The organism is Pseudomonas sp. SJZ131, from assembly GCF_007828705.1.
Classification (GTDB): Bacteria; Pseudomonadota; Gammaproteobacteria; order Pseudomonadales; family Pseudomonadaceae; genus Aquipseudomonas; species Aquipseudomonas prosekii.
In genome coordinates, this window is the sequence record NZ_VIVC01000003.1 from 295030 (window position 1) to 313436 (window position 18407).

Annotated in this window: 16 protein-coding genes; 4 read left to right on the forward strand and 12 right to left on the reverse strand. The window is 61.4% G+C overall.

The features are described 5' to 3' along the window. Positions 1-8: 8 nt before the first annotated feature. The 4 genes from FBY12_RS15530 to FBY12_RS15545 all read right to left on the reverse strand — a co-directional run bounded on the left by FBY12_RS15530 (position 9) and on the right by FBY12_RS15545 (position 6243). Entirely contained in the window at positions 9-1733 is a 1725-nt protein-coding gene (locus FBY12_RS15530; protein WP_145253733.1) for a putative 2-aminoethylphosphonate ABC transporter permease subunit, read from the reverse strand. After that, positions 1733-2809 carry a putative 2-aminoethylphosphonate ABC transporter ATP-binding protein gene (locus FBY12_RS15535; RefSeq protein WP_145253736.1) on the reverse strand — a complete coding sequence of 359 codons (1077 nt, stop codon included), beginning with the start codon at positions 2807-2809 and terminating at the stop codon, positions 1733-1735. Before FBY12_RS15535 ends, FBY12_RS15530 begins: the two co-directional genes overlap by 1 nt. 225 nt (positions 2810-3034) lie before the next feature. Then, positions 3035-3898, reverse strand: coding sequence for a LysR family transcriptional regulator (locus FBY12_RS15540; RefSeq protein ID WP_145253739.1), 864 nt, complete (start codon positions 3896-3898; stop codon positions 3035-3037). A gap of 14 nt (positions 3899-3912) precedes the next feature. After that, on the reverse strand, positions 3913-6243 hold the full coding sequence (locus FBY12_RS15545; RefSeq protein WP_145253742.1) for a heavy metal translocating P-type ATPase: 2331 nt from the start codon (positions 6241-6243) through the stop codon (positions 3913-3915). Between the two features lie 84 nt (positions 6244-6327). Between FBY12_RS15545 and cadR the strand changes: the two genes are divergently transcribed. Then, on the forward strand, positions 6328-6777 hold the full coding sequence (cadR, locus tag FBY12_RS15550) for a Cd(II)/Pb(II)-responsive transcriptional regulator (RefSeq protein ID WP_121733221.1): 450 nt from the start codon (positions 6328-6330) through the stop codon (positions 6775-6777). Positions 6778-6901: 124 nt separating this feature from the next. On the opposite strand, the gene FBY12_RS15560 is transcribed toward cadR, so the two are convergent. The 3 genes from FBY12_RS15560 to FBY12_RS15570 form a co-directional block, all read right to left on the reverse strand. After that, the gene (locus FBY12_RS15560; RefSeq protein ID WP_121733222.1) at positions 6902-7873 is read right to left on the reverse strand and encodes a thymidylate synthase; all 972 of its coding nucleotides are present in this window, start codon (positions 7871-7873) and stop codon (positions 6902-6904) included. A 50-nt stretch (positions 7874-7923) separates the two neighbouring features. After that, positions 7924-8730, reverse strand: coding sequence for a prolipoprotein diacylglyceryl transferase (lgt, locus tag FBY12_RS15565; protein WP_092276640.1), 807 nt, complete (start codon positions 8728-8730; stop codon positions 7924-7926). Positions 8731-8824: 94 nt separating this feature from the next. Then, positions 8825-9607 (reverse strand): sulfite exporter TauE/SafE family protein, encoded by a 783-nt coding sequence (locus FBY12_RS15570; RefSeq protein WP_092276637.1) that lies wholly within the window; start codon positions 9605-9607, stop codon positions 8825-8827. A gap of 132 nt (positions 9608-9739) precedes the next feature. Between FBY12_RS15570 and FBY12_RS15575 the strand changes: the two genes are divergently transcribed. Then, positions 9740-10486, forward strand: a complete 747-nt coding sequence (locus FBY12_RS15575) for an NRDE family protein (RefSeq protein ID WP_145253745.1) — start codon at positions 9740-9742, stop codon at positions 10484-10486. Positions 10487-10695: 209 nt separating this feature from the next. On the opposite strand, the gene ptsP is transcribed toward FBY12_RS15575, so the two are convergent. Together ptsP and FBY12_RS15585 are read right to left on the reverse strand one after the other, a co-directional pair. Then, entirely contained in the window at positions 10696-12975 is a 2280-nt protein-coding gene (gene ptsP, locus FBY12_RS15580) for a phosphoenolpyruvate--protein phosphotransferase (protein ID WP_145253748.1), read from the reverse strand. A 22-nt stretch (positions 12976-12997) separates the two neighbouring features. Continuing rightward, positions 12998-13477, reverse strand: a complete 480-nt coding sequence (locus FBY12_RS15585; RefSeq protein ID WP_007945562.1) for an RNA pyrophosphohydrolase — start codon at positions 13475-13477, stop codon at positions 12998-13000. Between the two features lie 143 nt (positions 13478-13620). Between FBY12_RS15585 and FBY12_RS15590 the strand changes: the two genes are divergently transcribed. Continuing rightward, a complete protein-coding gene (locus FBY12_RS15590) occupies positions 13621-14277 on the forward strand; it encodes an HAD family phosphatase (RefSeq protein WP_145253751.1) in 657 nt (218 codons plus the stop codon). Between the two features lie 122 nt (positions 14278-14399). Here the strand turns inward: FBY12_RS15590 and FBY12_RS15595 are convergent, their stop codons facing one another. Both FBY12_RS15595 and ilvA read right to left on the reverse strand, forming a co-directional pair. After that, positions 14400-14825: a DUF2269 domain-containing protein gene (locus tag FBY12_RS15595; protein WP_145253754.1), complete on the reverse strand. Its 426-nt coding sequence runs from the start codon at positions 14823-14825 to the stop codon at positions 14400-14402. A gap of 39 nt (positions 14826-14864) precedes the next feature. Beyond that, positions 14865-16379 carry a threonine ammonia-lyase, biosynthetic gene (gene ilvA, locus FBY12_RS15600; protein ID WP_145253757.1) on the reverse strand — a complete coding sequence of 505 codons (1515 nt, stop codon included), beginning with the start codon at positions 16377-16379 and terminating at the stop codon, positions 14865-14867. A gap of 318 nt (positions 16380-16697) precedes the next feature. Here ilvA and rpiA point away from each other — a divergent pair, with 318 nt between their 5' ends. After that, positions 16698-17369, forward strand: coding sequence for a ribose-5-phosphate isomerase RpiA (gene rpiA / locus FBY12_RS15610; RefSeq protein ID WP_092276620.1), 672 nt, complete (start codon positions 16698-16700; stop codon positions 17367-17369). Between the two features lie 113 nt (positions 17370-17482). Here the strand turns inward: rpiA and FBY12_RS15615 are convergent, their stop codons facing one another. Further along, positions 17483-18400 carry an SdiA-regulated domain-containing protein gene (locus FBY12_RS15615; protein ID WP_145253760.1) on the reverse strand — a complete coding sequence of 306 codons (918 nt, stop codon included), beginning with the start codon at positions 18398-18400 and terminating at the stop codon, positions 17483-17485. Positions 18401-18407 lie beyond the last annotated feature (7 nt).

Below are 18407 nucleotides of genomic sequence, written 5' to 3' on the forward strand. Positions count from 1 at the left end.
GGTGTGAGTCAGTGGCCGGGCGCGGTTTGCCGCCAGGCCTGGGAGCGGCGCAGCAAACCGCGCGAGGCCCAGGCCAGCAGCAGCGATACGCCCGCCGAGGTGAACAGAATCAGGGTCGACATCGCCGCCGCGCCGCCGACATTGCCGGCGTCGTCCATGTTCAGCACCGCCACCGCCGCGAGGATGGTGTCGGGGCTGTAGAGGAAGATCGCCGCCGACACCGTGGTCATCGCCGATACGAACAAATAGCGCACGATGTCCAGCAGCGCCGGCAGGCAAATCGGCACGGTGACGCGCAGGTAATGCCGATACAGCGGCGCTTTCAGCGACAGCGCGGCGGCTTCGAACTCGGCGTCGAGTTGGCGCAGCGCGGTGGTCGCGGTCATTTGCGCGGTGGTCAAATAATGCGCAATGGTGCACACCACCAGCAGCGTCATGGTCCCGTAGAGCACGTGCAACGGGTTGCCGCTGAGATTGAAAAAGAAGACGTAACCCAAACCCAGCACCAGGCCCGGCACCGCCATCGGGATAAAACTGAGCATGCGCAGCGTCAGGTTGAGGCCGCGCTGGCCCTTGGTTTTTTCCATCAGGTAAGCGCCGGTGAAGATCAGCACGCTGCCGATCAACGCGGTGCCCAAGGCCATTTTCACGCTGTTGCCGTAGGCCAGCCAGCCGCCGCCCGCCGTGTCGTTGAACTGGTAATGGTTGAGCGACAGCGACAGGTTGTACGGCCAGAATTTCACCAGCGACGAGAACACCGCCATGCCGAACACCAGCAGCAATACCGCGCAAATCAGCAACACAATCGCCAGATAACAGCTATCGCGCAGCTTCGACGGCGCCGATTGAAACACTTGCGCGCGACCGCTCATGGCATCGCCCTGGCGCCGCCGCAGCCAGGCATCGACGCCAAAACTCAGCAGCGCCGGCAGCAGCAACACCATGCCGATCAACGCGCCGCGACCAAATTGTTGCTGGCCGACCACGGCTTTGTAGGCTTCCAGCGCCAGCACTTGATAGTCGCCACCGACCACCACTGGCACGCCGAAGTCGGTGATGGTCAGGGTGAACACCAGACAAAACGCGGCGAACACGGCTTGACGCGTCGCCGGCCAGGTGATGCTGCGAAAGGCTTTCGCCGGGCTGGCGCCCATGCTCGACGCCGCATCGAACAATCGCGCGTCCGCCAGCGAAAGCGCTGACAGCAGAATCATCAAGGCGTGTGGGAAGGTGTAGATCACCTCGCCGAGGACAATGCCCCAGAAGCCGTAGATATTCTCCGAAAGCAGTCCGCGCAACATGCCTTGGTTGCCGAACAGATAAACCAGGGCAATCCCCGGCAGCATCGACGGCGCCATCAATGGCAGCAGCGAGATGCCGCGAAAAATGCCTTTGCCGGGAATCAATGTGCGCTGCAACGCGTAGGCAAACAGGTAGGTCAGCGGTACGACAATCGCCGCGACGCTGAGGGAAACTTTCAGGCTATTGCCGAGCAACCAGTGAAAATTGGCGCTGATCAGCAGTTCTCGCGCGGCGACCAGCCCACCGCCCTGCCCGGCTTCGGCGCTGAAGCCGCGCCAGAAGATCGCCAGCAACGGCATCAACACCGCGACGCCGAGCAGCACCAACAGCAGCACTTTGCCGCCGACCACGAACAGCCGATCACCAAGCTCGGCGCGGGAGGTCTGCCGAACCTGCTTGTGCGCAATCGGCAGCGCGAGGTTCGCGCTCATCAGGCGAACACCTGCAGGCTGCGCGGTGGCAAAGCGACCATGATCTGCTGCGCGCCGAGCCGTGGCATGGCTTCCGGCGCCAGTTCGGCGAGCAAGGCATGGCCCGGCAATTGATCGAGTTCAAAACTCATGCGGCAGCGATTGCCGAGGAAAGTGATCTCGCGAACCTTGGCCGGGAACAGGTTTTCTTCGTGCACGGGCGGGTTGACGTTGATCGCTTCCGGGCGACAGAACAGCCGACCGGACGCGGTTTTCGCACTGCCCTCGGCCAGGCGCATGTTCATTCCGCCGACCTGCGCATGGCTGTCGCTGCGGCGCTGGAACGGCAGCCAGTTGCCCTGACCGACAAACTCGGCAACAAACGGCGTCGCCGGGCGATCGTAGATTTCCTGCGGCGTGGCGTATTGCTCGACTTTGCCGTTGTTCATCACGGCGATGCGATCGGCCATCAGCATCGCTTCGTCCTGATTGTGCGTGACCATCAATGTGGTCACGCCGAGGTTGCGCTGCAATTGGCGCAGCTCGGTGCACAAGTGCTCGCGAACACGGGCGTCGAGGGCTGACATCGGTTCGTCGAGCAGCAATAACGAAGGCGCCGGGGCCAGAGCGCGGGCCAGCGCGACACGCTGTTGTTGGCCGCCGGACAATTGGCCGGGGTACTTTTTCTCGCTGCCGAGCAGGCCGACCAGTTCGAGCATCTGCCCGACGCGCTTGCGCACTTCGTCGCGACCACTGCCGGCGAGGCCGTAGGCAATGTTCGCTTCGACGGTCAGATTGGGGAACAGCGCGTAGGACTGAAACAGAATGCCGTAGTCCCGAGCCTGCGGGGCGAGGTGGGAAACGTCGCGATCACCGAGGTAGAGCTCGCCGCTGTCCTGTTTCTCCAGGCCGGCGATGCAGCGCAGCAAAGTGGTTTTGCCGCAACCCGAGGGGCCGAGCAGGCACACCAGTTCACCGGCGGCGACGTCGAGCGAAACATTGTCCAGCGCGGTAAACGCACCGAAGCGTTTCTGCACGCCACGCACTTTCATCGGCGCGCCGGGGTGGGTCAGGGCAGTTGCGTTCGAGTGGTTCATGGACAGACCTCATCAAGCAGATGAAGCCCATCCTAGGTTTGTAATGCGTCCGTCATGTGGCAGCGAGGCAAAAACGACTGATAGTGGTATTCGGGGATTTGGGTTGAAGGCATGCGGTGCCTGAACTGACGCCTTCGCGGGCAAGCCTCGCTCCTACAATTCGATCGCATTCCCCTGTAGGAGCGAGGCTTGCCCGCGAAGAGGCCCGCACAGTCACCGCAAATCTCAGGCAGGGGCCATTTCCTGCGCCAACCCGAGGAACGCCGCCGGCAGCCGCGCACCTTTGCGTTCCTTGAGGCAATACAAATACTCGGGAATCTGCGGCGCATTCTCGATGGTCAGCACGCGCAATTGCGGATCGTGCGGCACTTCCTGCCGAGCAATGATGCTGATGCCGATATTGCGCAGCACCGCTTCGCGAATCGACTCGCGACTGCCGATCTCCAGCAACGGCCCGAAACCTACACCGGCGCCGGCGAGCAATTCCTCGGTCATGCGCCGCGTGGTCGAACCCGACTCGCGCATCAGCAAGGTATGCCCGGCCAGCGCACTCAACGGCACATGGTCGAGCACCGCCAACGGATGATGACGATGCACCGCCAGCACCAGCGGATCGCTGCCGAGCACCCGGCGGATCAGCCGCGCGTCGTCGAGCAATTGCGATGACGCAGCGACATCGACGCGGTAATCCTCCAGCGCTTCCAGCACCTGCTGCGAATTGCCGATTTCCACCGACACTTCGACGTGCGGCAAGCGCTCGCGGAAGGTTTTCACCAGATCCAGAATGTAATACGGCGCCGTCGCGGCGATGCGCAACGTGCCTTGGAGCTGACCACTGTTGCGCAGGAAAAACTCGATATCGGCTTCCTGCTGCAACAGCGTCTTGACCATCGGCAACAACCGCGCGCCCTCGTCGCTGACGCTCAGACGACGGCCGCCACGGTAGAACAGCTCAACCGAATACTGACTTTCCAGATTGCGAATCTGCGTGGTCACCGTCGGTTGGCTCAAGCCGAGCTTCTTCGCTGCCAGGGTAATGCTGCCCAGGCGGGCCACCATGTAAAACGCCTTCAGCTCGGCACTCAGCACAGCCGTTCCTCATGCTATTTGCGCAACAGGCGCAAACCGTTGAACACCACCAACAGGCTCACGCCCATGTCGGCAAACACCGCCATCCACATGGTGGCGATCCCGGCGAAGGTTACCCCAAGAAAGATCACTTTGATGACCAAGGCAAGGGCGATGTTCTGTTTGAGGATGCTCGACGTCTGCCGCGACAGGCGAATGAACGCCGGGATCTTGCGCAGATCGTCGTCCATCAGGGCGACATCGGCGGTTTCAATCGCGGTATCGGTGCCGGCAGCGGCCATCGCAAAACCGATCTCGGCGCGGGCCAGCGCCGGCGCATCGTTGATGCCGTCGCCGACCATGCCGACGTTATGGCCCTGTGCATAAAGCGCTTCGATGGCTTGCAGTTTGTCGGTCGGCAGCAAATCGCCTTTGGCCTCATCGATGCCGACTTGTGCGGCAATCGCCTGCGCGGTGTGGGCGTTGTCGCCGGTGAGCATCAGGGTTTTGATGCCCAGGTCATGCAGCTGTTGAATCGCTTCGCGGCTGCTTTCCTTGACGGTGTCGGCGACGGCGAACAGCGCCAGCGGCCCGGATTTATCCAACAGCAACACCACGGACTTGCCCTGTTTTTCCAGCGCAAAAAGCTTTTCTTCCAGCTCCGGCGAGCAGAGATTCAGCTCCTCAACCAGTCGGTGGTTGCCCAAGTGGTAGACCTGACCGTTGATTTCGCCGCGCACACCGCGCCCGGCCAAGGCTTCGAAGTTATCCACAACCTGCGGCGCGAACTGTTTGTCCACAGCTGCGTTGGCGATGGCCAGCGACACCGGGTGATCCGAGCGACCGGCCAGCGCCGCCGCAATGGCCGGGGCGGTTTGGTCGGCAGTCGGGTCGAGGGACAAATAGTCGGTCTGCACTGGTTTGCCGTGGGTGATCGTGCCGGTCTTGTCCAACGCCAGGTAATCGAGTTTGTAACCGCCCTCCAGGTACACGCCGCCCTTGACCAGAATGCCTTTGCGCGCCGCCGCCGCAAGGCCGCTGACGATGGTCACCGGCGTCGAAATCACCAGCGCACACGGGCAAGCCACTACCAGCAAGACCAGCGCGCGGTAGATCCAGTCGAACCACGCGGCAGCCATGAACAGCGGCGGAACCACTGCCACCGCCAACGCCAGCACAAACACTGCCGGGGTGTAGATTTTCGAGAACTGATCGACGAAGCGCTGAGTCGGCGCGCGCGCACCTTGCGCTTGTTCGACCGCGTGGATGATCCGCGCCAGCGTGGAATTATTCGCCGCCGCCGTCACGCGGTATTCCAGCGAACCTGCCTGGTTGATGGTGCCGGCGAAGACTTTGTCGCCGATGGTTTTCTCGATCGGCAGGCTTTCGCCGGTGATCGGCGCCTGATCGATGGTCGAAGTCCCGGAAACCACTTCACCGTCGAGGCCAATGCGCTCACCGGGCTTCACGCGCACGCGCGCGCCGAGTTCGATGGCTTTGACATCTTGCTCGAGCCAGCTGCCGTCGGCCTGCTGCACCGTGGCTTGCTCGGGGGTCATCTGCATCAGGCCGCCGATGGCATTGCGCGCACGGTCGAGGGATTTCGCCTCGATCAGCTCGGCGACCGTGAACAGGAACATTACCATCGCCGCTTCCGGCCACTGGCCGATCAGGATCGCGCCAGTCACCGCGATGCTCATCAGCGCGTTGATGTTCAAGTTGAGGTTTTTCAGGGCAATCCAGCCCTTTTTATAGGTGCCGAGGCCGCCGCTGAGGATCGACACCAGCGCGATGATTGCCACCACCCAGTTCGGCGCGGCGTTGGTGAAATGGATGACTTCGGCGCCCAGCGCAGCGACGCCGGACAGCGCCAGCGGCCACCAATGTTTTTTCTCGACAACCGCTGCCGGCGCGTCGACGCCCTGCTCCAGCGGCTCGGCAACCATGCCCAGCGACTTGATTGCATCGATGATCGGCGCGTTGCTCGGCAAGTCGTGAGTGACGCCCAGCACGCGGTTGATCAGGTTGAATTCCAGTTGCTGCACGCCCGACAGCTTGCCCAGTTTGTTCTGGATCAGCGTCTGCTCGGTCGGGCAGTCCATCGCGTCGATGCGAAAACTGCTCAGGCGTGCGCCCGCTGTCGGTGCTTCGGTCAATTGCACAAGTGATGGCGCGGCGACTTTCGATGAACAGCAGGAATCGGCTTGGGCGCCGTGGTCATGTTCATCGTTATGGCCATGCTCATGTGCATGTGCATGTTCATGTTCATGGCCGTGACTGCCGTGGTCGTGCTTGGCCACGGGCTGCGGTTTGCTGCAGCAATCGTCGCCAGCATTGGGTTTGTGCGTGTGCAGGGAATCGCTCATTGGTCGCGTCCGGAAAGGTGCCTGTTGCCAAGTAAAGACCCTGTAGCCACTATAGGGTCAAGCAACCTTTTGGAGATTGTCGCGATGAAGATCGGCGAACTGGCAAAACTCACCGACTGCGCGGTGGAAACCATCCGTTATTACGAGCGGGAAAACCTGCTGCCAGAGCCGGCCCGCAGCGACGGCAATTACCGCGTCTACACCCAGGCCCACGCCGAACGCCTGACGTTTATCCGCAATTGCCGCACGCTCGACATGACTCTTGAAGAAATCCGCAGCCTGCTGGCGTTGCGCGACAGCCCGCAGGACCAGTGCGAAAACGTCAACGCGCTGATCGATGAACACATTCATCACGTTAAAGCGCGGATCGACGGGTTGCTGGCGTTACAGGCACAACTGCTCGACCTGCGCCAACGCTGCGGCGAAGGGCCGGGAGCCGATCAATGCGGGATTTTGCAGCGGCTGGAAGTCAGTGGCGGGGTTGTTGCGACGGAGGTTGAGCATTCGCACGTGGGCAGAAGCCACGGGCATTAAGAACACCCTGGAACAAATGTGGGAGTGAGCTTGCTCCCGATGAGGCCATCACATTCAACATCCATGCTGACTGTCAGGGCGCTATCGCGAGCAAGCTCGCTCCCACGGGGTCTTTGATCGTTCTTTAGACCGCCATCGGCGCGGTCATTGGCGCATGGTGTTGATAGCCTTCGAGCGAGAAGTCGCTCGGTTCGATCAATTCCAGCCATTCCGGTTGGTACACGCCGGTTTCGGCAAACGCCGGCACGCGCTCACTGATCACCAGTTTCGGCATCGGGAACGGCTCGCGGGTCAGCTGCTCATTGAGCATGTCCAGATGGTTTTCGTAGACGTGCGCATCACCGATGAAATAGGTGAACCAGCGCGGCGTGTAGCCGGTCAGGCGCCCGATCAGGCTCAGCAGCGCGGCGCCTTCGGTGAGGTTGAACGGCGTGCCCAGGCCCAGATCATTCGAGCGGATGTACAGCGTCAGCGAAATCTCTTTGGTCTCGACGTTCGGGTGGAACTGGTACAGCAAGTGGCACGGCGGCAAGGCCATTTCATCCAGCTGCGCGACGTTCCAGCCGTGGAACAGAATGCGGCGGCTGCCCGGATCCTTGATGATCGTGTCGACGCACTGGCGGATCTGGTCGATGGCCTTGTACAGCACGACGTAGGCCTGACCGTCTTCTTCGCCCTCGGCAATCTGCCGATAACCCTGGCTCAGCGTCTGCTCGATCGCGGCTTTATTGCTCACGGGGATCTGCTTGTACGCTGGCCATTTGCGCCACTGCACGCCGTAGATTTCGCCGAGGTCGTCTTCGCCCTGACGGAACGGGTTGGCCAGCCACTGCGCGTTTTCGTTGGCGTTCTGGTCCCAGACCTTGCAGCCCAAGGCGCGGAATTCAGCGGCGTTGTTGACGCCACGGAGGAAACCGCACATCTCGCCAATCGCCGATTTGAAGGCCATTTTGCGCGTGGTGATCGCCGGGAAACCTTCTTTCAGGTCATAGCGCAACATCGCGCCAGGGAAGCTGATGGTGTTGACGCCGGTGCGGTTGGCTTGTTTGGTGCCGTTCTTGATGACGTGCGCCACCAGATCGAGATATTGCTTCATGAGTTACCTGTGTCCTTGAACCCGGGAGCCGTCGCCCCCGGGATTCGAATTTATACGGCCGCTGCCGGTGCCGCCGGGGCGCGATGATACGCCAGCCAGATCAGGAACAGACCGGCGAGCACCATCGGCACGCACAGCACCTGACCCATGGTCAGCCAGCCCCACGCCAGGTAGCCCAGTTGCGCATCCGGTACGCGGACGAATTCGACGATGAAGCGGAAGATGCCGTAGAACAGCGCGAACATCCCGGACACCGCCATGGTCGGCCGTGGCTTGCGCGAGAAGATCCAGAGGATCGCGAACAATGCCACGCCTTCCAGCGCAAATTGGTACAGCTGCGATGGGTGACGCGCCAGTTGTGCCGGGTCGGTCGGGAAGACCATCGCCCAGGCAACGTCGGTCGGCTTGCCCCACAATTCGGCGTTGATGAAGTTGCCGATGCGCCCGGCACCCAGACCAATCGGCACCATCGGCGCGACGAAGTCCATCAACTGGAAGAACGACTTGCCGTTCTTCTTACCGAACCACAATGCCGCCAGCATCACGCCGATGAAGCCGCCGTGGAACGACATGCCGCCCTTCCACACTTCGAAAATCAGGGTCGGGTTGGCCAGATAGGCGCTCAGGTCGTAGAACAACACGTAGCCCAGACGCCCGCCGACGATTACGCCCATCGACATCCAGAAAACCATGTCGGAGAGTTTCTCCTTGGTCCAGGTCGGGTCGAAACGGTTCAGCCGACGCGACGCCAGCAGCCAGGCGCCGCCGATGCCGATCAGGTACATCAGACCGTACCAGTGGATTTTCAGCGGACCGATGGCCAGGGCCACCGGGTCGATCTGCGGGTAAGGCAGCATTGCGACTCCTCGTTAGAGTTGAAACCGAAAGACTTGAAGCAAAATTCTCAGGGGACGCTGTCACCCCAGGATTAAGCCAGGATTGTGCCGTGCGTCAGAGCAGGAAATTCACGCCCACGCAGAACAACAATGCGGCGAACAATCTTTTCAGCAGGCGCGGCGACAAATTGTGCGCCAGTCGCGCGCCGAAGCGGGCGAAGACCATGCTGGTCAGGGCGATCCCCAACAGCGCCGGCAGATAGATAAAACCGAGACTATGAGCCGGCAGCAACGGATCGTGCCAGCCCAGAATCATGAAACTTAATGCACTTGCCAACGCGATCGGCAGCCCGCAGGCCGATGAAGTCGCCACCGCTTGCTGCATCGGCACGCTGCGCCAGGTCAGGAACGGCACGGTCAGCGAGCCGCCGCCAATGCCGAAAATCGCCGAGGCCCAGCCAATGAAACTGCCGGCGATGGTCAGACCGACTTTGCCCGGCACGGTTCGGCTGGCCTTGGGTTTGAAGTCCAATGCCAACTGCACGGCGATGATCAACGCAAAAACGCCGATAATCTTTTGCAAGTGCGGGCCGGAAATCGCCTCGGCAGTCAACGCGCCGAACCCGGCGCCGATGAGAATGCCGACGGTCATCCAGGCAAAAATCGGCCAGCGCACCGCGCCGCGTCGGTGATGCTCGCGAACCGCATTCACCGAGGTAAAAATAATCGTCGCCAGCGACGTACCGACCGCCAAATGCGTCAGGATCGACGCGTCAAAACCTTGCAGCGTGAAACTGAACACCAGCACGGGGACGATGATGATCCCTCCACCAACCCCGAACAATCCAGCCAACACGCCTGCACAGGCGCCCAGCGCCAAGTAGAGCAGAAATTCCATTGCTGTCTTCTCGCGCATCCCGAAATAGGAGCGGCATGGTAACGGATGCATGGCCTCAAGCTCTACTGGATGGCGATGGATGCGCGCGCAATGTCTGCGTAGAGTGGGCAAAAAACACACAAGGACCACCTTATGTGCCTGATTGTCTTTGCCTGGCGGCCAGATCATCCCCAACCGCTGATCGTCGCGGCCAACCGCGACGAGTTCTATGCGCGGCCCACCCAACCCCTGGCGCAATGGCCACACGCGCCCGGCGTGCATGCCGGCCGCGACCTCGAGGCCGGCGGCACCTGGCTGGGGATTGGCTCCAACGGGCGCTTTGCGGCGCTGACCAATATCCGTGATCCGGGGCAACCGGCGTCGTTGAAGTCGCGCGGTGAACTGGTCGCGGGATTTCTGACCGGCGAGATGTCGATTGATGACTATTTAAGCGATGTGGTCGGGCGTTCGCAGGAATATGCCGGGTTTAATCTGCTGGTCGGCAATGCCAACGAACTGTGGCACTTCAACGCGCGCAACAGCGAAGCGGTGATGCTCGCGCCGGGGGTTTATGGGTTATCGAACGCGGGGCTGGATACGCCGTGGCCGAAGGTGTTGAAGGCCAAAGCGGCGCTGAGCGAACGGCTGGACGATCCGCAGCCCGAGGCGTTGCTGGCGATTTTGAGCGATGCGCAGACTGCGCCGTTTATCGAATTGCCGGACACCGGGGTTGGCTTGGCGACCGAGACGTTGTTGTCGAGCGTGTTTATTGCGAGCCCGACTTATGGGACGCGCGCGAGTACGGCGCTGATCGTGCAGGCGGATGGCACGCGGTTGATGGTTGAGCGGAGTTTCGGGCCGTATGGCGGGCGATTGGGGGAGGTGGAGATCAGGGTTTAGCTTTTGTGGAGTCAGTTAGAACCACCCCTCACCCTAACCCTCTCCCCAGGGGGTAGAGGGGACTGACCGAGTTGTTTTTTTGATACTTTGCGACCGAGGAAATCGAGTCGAACTCAGGATTTGAACAGCACGGAGATCGGCTCCCTTTCCCCCTCTCCCCCATGGGGAGAGGGCTGGGGTGAGGGGGCGATGTCAGAGGCGCCGCAGGTTTAGAGGGTTTTGGCCGGAGCCGGATTGCCCAACCGCGCCAACCCGAGATTCTTCAGCGCCAATTGCAGCGAGCTGTGGATAACTTGCGGGTTGTCGATGGTTATCAACTCCGCCAGCAGCTCCTTGGCTTTACTCAGGTTGATCTGGCGCAGCATCCATTTCACTTTCGGCAAGTTGGTGGCGTTCATCGACAAGCTGTCGAAACCCATCGCCATCAACAGCACTGCCGCCGCCGGGTCACCGGCCATTTCGCCGCAGATGCTCACCGGTTTGCCCTCGGCATGCGCGTCGCGCACCACGTTCTGCAAGGCTTGCAGCACTGCCGGGTGCAGGTAGTCGTAGAGGTCGGCGACCCGTGGGTTGTTGCGGTCCACGGCCAGCAAATACTGGGTCAAGTCATTGGAGCCGACCGACAGGAAGTCGACCATCCGCGCCAGTTCCTTGGTCTGGTACACCGCCGCCGGAATCTCGATCATCACGCCAATCGGCGGCATCGGCACGTCGGTGCCTTCGTCGCGGACTTCGCCCCAGGCGCGGTGGATCAGGTGCAGCGCTTCTTCCAATTCATGAATGCCGGAGATCATCGGCAGCAGAATCCGCAGGTTGTTCAGGCCTTCACTGGCCTTGAGCATGGCGCGGGTCTGCACCAGGAAGATTTCCGGGTGGTCGAGGGTCACGCGAATCCCGCGCCAGCCGAGGAACGGGTTGTCTTCCTTGATCGGGAAGTACGACAGCGACTTGTCACCGCCGATGTCCAGGCTGCGCATGGTCACCGGTTGCGGGTGAAACGCCGAGAGCTGCTCGCGATAGATCGCCAGTTGCTCTTTTTCACTCGGGAAGCGCTGGTTGATCATGAACGGCACTTCGGTGCGGTACAGACCGACACCTTCGGCGCCACGCTTCTGCGCCCGCGCCACGTCCGCCAGCAGGCCGGTGTTGACCCACAGCGGCATGCGGTGGCCATCGAGGGTCACGCATGGCAGGTCGCGCAGGGTATCGAGGCCCAGCGCCAGTTGTTTCTCTTCTTCGACCACCTCGGCGAACTGCTTGCGCAGCACTTCGCTGGGGTTGGTGTAGACCTCACCCTTGGTGCCGTCGACGATCAGGTCGATGCCATCGACCTTGGCGTATGGCAGGTCGACCAAGCCCATGACCGTCGGAATGCCCATGGCGCGGGCGAGGATCGCGACGTGCGAGTTGCCCGAACCGAGTACCGACACCAGACCGACCAGCGTGCCTTCCGGCACCTCGCCGAGCATGGCCGGCGTCAGCTCTTCGCTGACCAGAATGGTTTTTTCCGGGTAGACCAGATTTTGCTGACGCTCTTCCTGCAGATAGGCCAGCAGGCGTCGGCCAAGGTCTTTGACGTCGGAGGCGCGCTCACGCAGGTAAGCGTCGTCCATCAATTCGAAACGGTTGACGTGATCGGTGACTACCTGACGCAACGCGCCCTGGGCCCACTGGCCAGTCTTGATCACGGTAGTGACTTCGCTGCCGAGCGCGGCATCGTCGAGCATCATCAGGTAGACGTCGAACAGCGCGCGTTCTTCCGGGCGCAGCTGCGTGGCGAGTTTCGCCGACAACGCGCGCATGTCGGCGCGCACGCCTTCGATGGCAGTCTTGAACAACGCCAGTTCGGCGTCGATGTCAGTGATGTTCTTGTCCGGCACCACGTCCAGATCGGCCGGCGGCAGCATGACCACGGCAGTACCGACAGCAGCGCCCGGCGAGCCCGGCACGCCGACGAACTTGGCTTCCTGGATGCCTTTGCCCTGACGCCCGAGGCCGCGGATCGAACCGGTGGCTTCGGCGTGGGCGATAACCCCGGCGAGCTGCGCGCTCATGGTCACGAGGAAGGCTTCTTCACCTTCGTCGAACTGGCGGCGTTCTTTTTGCTGAATGACCAACACGCCGACGACGCGGCGGTGGTGAATGATCGGTGCACCGAGGAATGAGGCGTAGCGCTCTTCACCGGTTTCGGCGAAGTAACGGTAGCGCGGGTGATCCGCAGCGTTTTCGAGGTTCAGGGGTTCTTCACGCGTCCCGACCAGGCCGACCAGACCTTCGTTGGGCGCCATGCTGACTTTGCCGATCGAGCGCTTGTTCAAGCCCTCGGTGGCCATCAGCACGAAGCGGTTGGTCTCCGGGTCAAGCAGATAGACCGAGCAGACCTGGCTGCCCATGGCCTCTTTGACGCGCAACACAATAATCCCCAACGCCGCCTTGAGATCCTTGGCGGAGTTAACTTCCTGGACGATCTTGCGCAGCGTATTGAGCATGGCTCGGGGTCGAACTCCGTCGTCAGTCGCGCGTTAAAAGGCGCGGGGCAAGCTCTTTGAGAGCGCGTCGATACACCTCGCGCTTGAATGTCACCACCTGACCCAACGGATACCAATAACTGACCCAGCGCCAGCCATCGAATTCCGGTTTACCGGTCAAATCCATCCGCACCCGCTGCTCGTTGGAGATCAGGCGCAGGAGAAACCATTTCTGTTTCTGGCCGATGCACAGCGGTTGGCTGTGGGTACGGACCAGACGTTGCGGCAAACGATAGCGCAACCAGCCCCGGGTGCAGGCGAGAATTTCAACATCTTCGCGCTCCAGGCCGACTTCTTCGTTCAACTCGCGATACAAGGCGTCTTCCGGCGTCTCCTGAGGGTTGATACCACCCTGTGGAAACTGCCAGGCATCTTGATTGATACGGCGAGCCCATAGCACCTGGCCGGCATCATTCGTGAGAATAATCCCGACATTGGGGCGGAAACCATCGGGGTCGATCACGGCAACAACCTCGCAAACGCATGTCGCCGCATTGTTCCACAAAGGTTGTGAAGGCAGCAACGCGCCGACCGACCTTATGTGCACTTGTGTGAAAAGTCCGTATTCTGGGCGCCTTTCTACAGACTTTTCAGCGAGTAACTGCAATGCGCCTGGCTTTATTCGACTTGGACAACACGCTTTTGGGCGGTGACAGCGATCACGCCTGGGGCGATTACCTGTGCGAACGCGGCTTTCTCGACGCCGTGACCTACAAGGCGCGCAACGACGAGTTTTACCAGGATTACCTGGCGGGCAAGCTGGATAACGCCGAGTACCTGAACTTCTGCCTGGAGATTCTCGGCCGCACCGAGATGGCCACGCTGGATCAATGGCACCTCGACTACATGCGCGATTGCATCGAACCGATCGTGTTGCCCAAAGCCATGGCGCTGCTCGCCAAACACCGCGAGGCCGGCGACAAATTGGTGATCATCACCGCGACCAACCGCTTCGTTACCGGGCCAATCGCCCAGCGTCTGGGCGTCGAAACTTTGATCGCCACCGAGTGCGAAATGATCGATGGCCGCTACACCGGCCGCAGCACCGACATCCCTTGCTTTCGCGAAGGCAAGGTCACGCGCTTGAGCCGTTGGCTGGAAGAGACCGGGCATTCGCTGCAAGACAGTTATTTCTACAGCGATTCGATGAATGATCTGCCGTTGCTGGAGCAGGTGACGCATCCGGTGGCCGTAGACCCAGATCCAAACCTGCGCGCCGAAGCCGAGAAGCGCGGTTGGCCGGTGATGTCACTGCGCGGCTGAAACCCTTTGTAGCAGCTGCCGAGGCACGAGGCTGCGTCGGGCTGCGCAGCGGCCCCCGAGGGCGGTCCTGCGGACACGCAACGCAGCCTCGTACCTCGGCAGCTGCTACATATTGATTCGTGTCAAACCGGTTTCGCGCCCATCAATCCGGCGATTGCGATCAAGCAGACAAAACTGAACAACGCCAACGCGAAGGTAAATTTCCCTACGCCACCCGGCGCCTTGCGCAGTTTGTTCAACCGCACCAGCAGCCAGAACCACGCCAGCGCCGCGACGGTGTAGAGCACGCTCGACGCCAGAATCCACGTCTGCCCCAGCGGCCAGCCCACCAGATGCACCATCCACCAACCGGTAAACGGCATGCTCAGCAACGCCAGGCCCATCAGCAGCCAGACAAACACTCGCGGCCGTTGCAAGGTGCGCGCGGGCGCGGTCGGATCACCGTTGCGCCGCGTGCGCCATACCCAGATCGCCAGCCCCAGCGCGCTGACCAGCAGCAACACCGTTGCCACAACATGCGCAACTTTCAGGGCGGTTAACGTTTCCATGGTTCGATTTCCTCAGGGCTTGCCCATCAGCGTAGCCGCTCAGCCCAGAAACAGCTGATAGGCCGGGTTGTCGCTTTCATCCCAGTACGGGTAGCCGATTTCTTCCAGCGCTGCGGGCACCAGATGGCGTTCGTCGTGCGGCACTTGCAGGCCGGCGACCACTCGGCCGTCCGCCGCGCCATGGTTGCGATAGTGGAACATCGAGATGTTCCAGCGCCCGCCGAGTTTGTTGAGGAAGTTGAACAGCGCGCCCGGGCGTTCCGGGAACTCGAAGCGCAGCACCACTTCATCGACCACCTGCGCCGCGCGGCCGCCGACCATGTGGCGGATGTGCAACTTAGCCAGTTCGTTGTCGGTGAGGTCGAGCACCGGGAAACCCTGCTCGGTGAGGCTGGCGATCAACGCAGTGCGCGGGTCAGTGTCCGGGTGGGTCTGCACGCCAACGAAGATGTGCGCTTCGCTGCCGGTGTTGTAGCGGTAGTTGAATTCGGTGATCTGGCGTTTGCCGACGGCTTCGCAGAAGGCCTTGAAGCTGCCCGGTTTCTCGGGGATGGTCACGGCGATGATGGCTTCGCGGCCCTCGCCCAGTTCGGCGCGCTCGGCGACGTGGCGCAAGCGGTCGAAGTTGACGTTGGCCCCGGAGTCGATGGCGACGAAGGTCTGCCCGCTGACGCCGCGCTGCTCGACGTACTTCTTGATCCCCGCCACGCCGAGAGCGCCGGCAGGTTCGGTGATCGAGCGGGTATCGTCGTAGATGTCCTTGATCGCTGCGCAGATTTCATCGGTGCTGACGGTGATCACTTCATCGACATAGTCTTTGCAGATTTCAAAGGTGTGATGGCCGATCTGCGCCACCGCCACGCCGTCGGCAAAGATGCCCACAGTCGGCAGCACCACACGCTCGCCAGCGGCCATTGCCGCTTGCAGGCAATTGGAGTCGTCCGGCTCGACGCCGATGATCTTGATCTCCGGGCGCAGGTATTTCACGTAAGCGGCGATGCCGGCGATCAGCCCGCCGCCGCCGACCGGGACGAAAATCGCGTCCAGCGGCGCCGGGTGCTGGCGCAGAATTTCCATGGCCACCGTGCCCTGCCCGGCAATGGTGTGCGGATCATCATAAGGATGGATGTAGACGTAGCCTTTTTCGTCGACCAGTTTCAGCGAGTAGGCCAGGGCTTCGGGGAACGAATCACCGTGCAGCACCACCTTGCCGCCACGCGAACGCACGCCTTCGACTTTGATTTCCGGGGTGGTCTTGGGCATGACGATGGTCGCTTTCACGCCCAACACCTTGGCCGCCAGGGCCAGGCCTTGCGCGTGATTACCCGCCGATGCGGTGACCACGCCACGCGCGCGCTCTTCATCGCTCAGCTGCGTCAGTTTGTTGTACGCGCCGCGAATCTTGAACGAGTAGACCGGCTGCAAGTCTTCACGCTTGAGCCAAATGCTGTTGCCCAGCCGCTCGGAGAGCTGGCGAGCAGTCTGCAACGGGGTTTCTACGGCAACGTCATAAACGCGCGAGGTGAGGATCTTCTTGACGTACTGTTCGAGCATCGGAAAGCATCACTGAGCGGGTTGGCAGGGCCAAGGAGTCTAACCCGGCTTCCGCCCGAGCGACCACACTAAACCGGTGGTTTTACCTGTGGCGAGAGGGTTTACCTGTGGCGAGGGGGTTTACCCCCGTCGGAGCGCGAAGCGCTCCCCTGCATTCGTTCAAACACAATCTGGCCAGCAGGTTTTACGACGGCTACGCCGCCGAACGGGGGTAAACCCCCTCGCCACAGGTAAACCCCCTCGCCACAGGGACACGCGCAACCCATCAGCCTATAATGCCGGCCTTTCCGTTCTCCCCTTGCCCGCTTCGGAGCCCGCATGACCCAGGATCAACTCAAACAGGCAGTGGCTCAGGCCGCCGTCGACTTCATCCTCCCGAAACTCGACGACAAAAGCATCGTCGGGGTCGGCACCGGCTCCACCGCCAACTGCTTCATCGACGCACTGGCCAAGCACAAGGGCGCTTTCGACGGCGCCGTCGCCAGTTCCGAAGCCACCGCCGCGCGCCTCAAGGGCCACGGCATTCCGGTGTATGAACTCAATACCGTCAGCGACCTCGAGTTTTACGTCGACGGCGCCGATGAAAGCGACGCGCACCTGAACCTGATCAAGGGCGGCGGCGCAGCCCTGACCCGCGAGAAGATTGTCGCGGCAGTGGCCAAGACCTTCATCTGCATCGCTGACGGCAGCAAACTGGTGTCGGTGCTCGGCGAGTTCCCGCTGCCAGTCGAAGTGATCCCGATGGCCCGCAGCCACGTCGCTCGCGAGTTGGTGAAACTAGGCGGCGACCCGGTTTATCGCGAAGGCGTGCTGACCGACAACGGCAACATCATTCTCGATGTGTTCAACATGCAAATCACCAATCCGGTCGAACTGGAAAAGCAGATCAATGCGATTGTCGGCGTCGTCACCAACGGCCTGTTCGCGGCGCGCCCGGCGGACTTGCTGTTGCTGGGCACCCCTGAAGGCGTGAAAACCCTCAAGGCCTGACGCATAGCGCTCTTGTAGGAGCAAAGCTTGCTCGCGAACAGCGGTGTGTCTGACGGACCGCGTTTTCGTTGTTCGCGAGCAAGCTTTGCTCCTACAGGTTTTGGGGGTGACGGCTAGGGTTGTGGCGGTTTTTTGAAGGTGTAAAACAGGTTCGGCTCGCTGACCAGGTACAACACGCCGTCGTCATCCATCGCAATCCCTTCCGCCTGCGGCACTGTCCGCTTCAGCCCCTGACGCCCCTTGTTCAGTGACATCGTGCTCAACGGTCGGCCGTCCACGTCCATTTCGATAATCAGCCGCGACTCATCCGACAGCGCCATCAAGTGGCCGCTGCGCTCGTCGTATTGCAGGCTCGACAGGTCTCGCACAAACATCCCGGCATCGCGCTTGGGGTTGTTGACCACGTGCACCGCGTAGGATTTTTCCGGGTTGTAATGCGGGAAGCCCTGCACTTCGTAGATCAGCATCGGGTCGCGTTCCTTGGCGACAAACAGGCGCTTGCCCACCGAGTCGTACGCCAGCCCTTCGAAACCCTTGTTGCTGCTCATGTGCACACCGAGGGTCATCTGTTCGGCGTCATCGGCGTCGAGGAACGTCGTGTCTTTTTCCAGATGAATCTTGATCAGGCGCTGCTGGCGCTCGTCGGAGATCACGTAGGTGTCGGCGCTGATGTATTCCACCGCTTCCGCATCGCCGAAACCGATCAGCGAGATGCGTCGCAGGATCTTGCCCTCCAGCGACATCTCGACCAGTTCGGCATTCTTGTTGGTCACCGTGAACAGGCTTTTGCGCACCGGATCATAGGTCAGCGCCGAGACATCGTCGTCGAGCCCGTCGATCACCTGCGCCTCGATCACCACTTGGTACTGGTCGAGGCCAATCGACTGCTCGCCGTAAGGGTGCCAAGCCACTTGCAGGTTGAACCACGCGCGCTCGAACAGGCGCATGTATTGACCGATCGCGACCAGCGCGATCAGGGCAATCACCAGGAAAATCATGACCAGTGGTTTGGGGCGGGCAAGTCGGCGCATTCGGGCA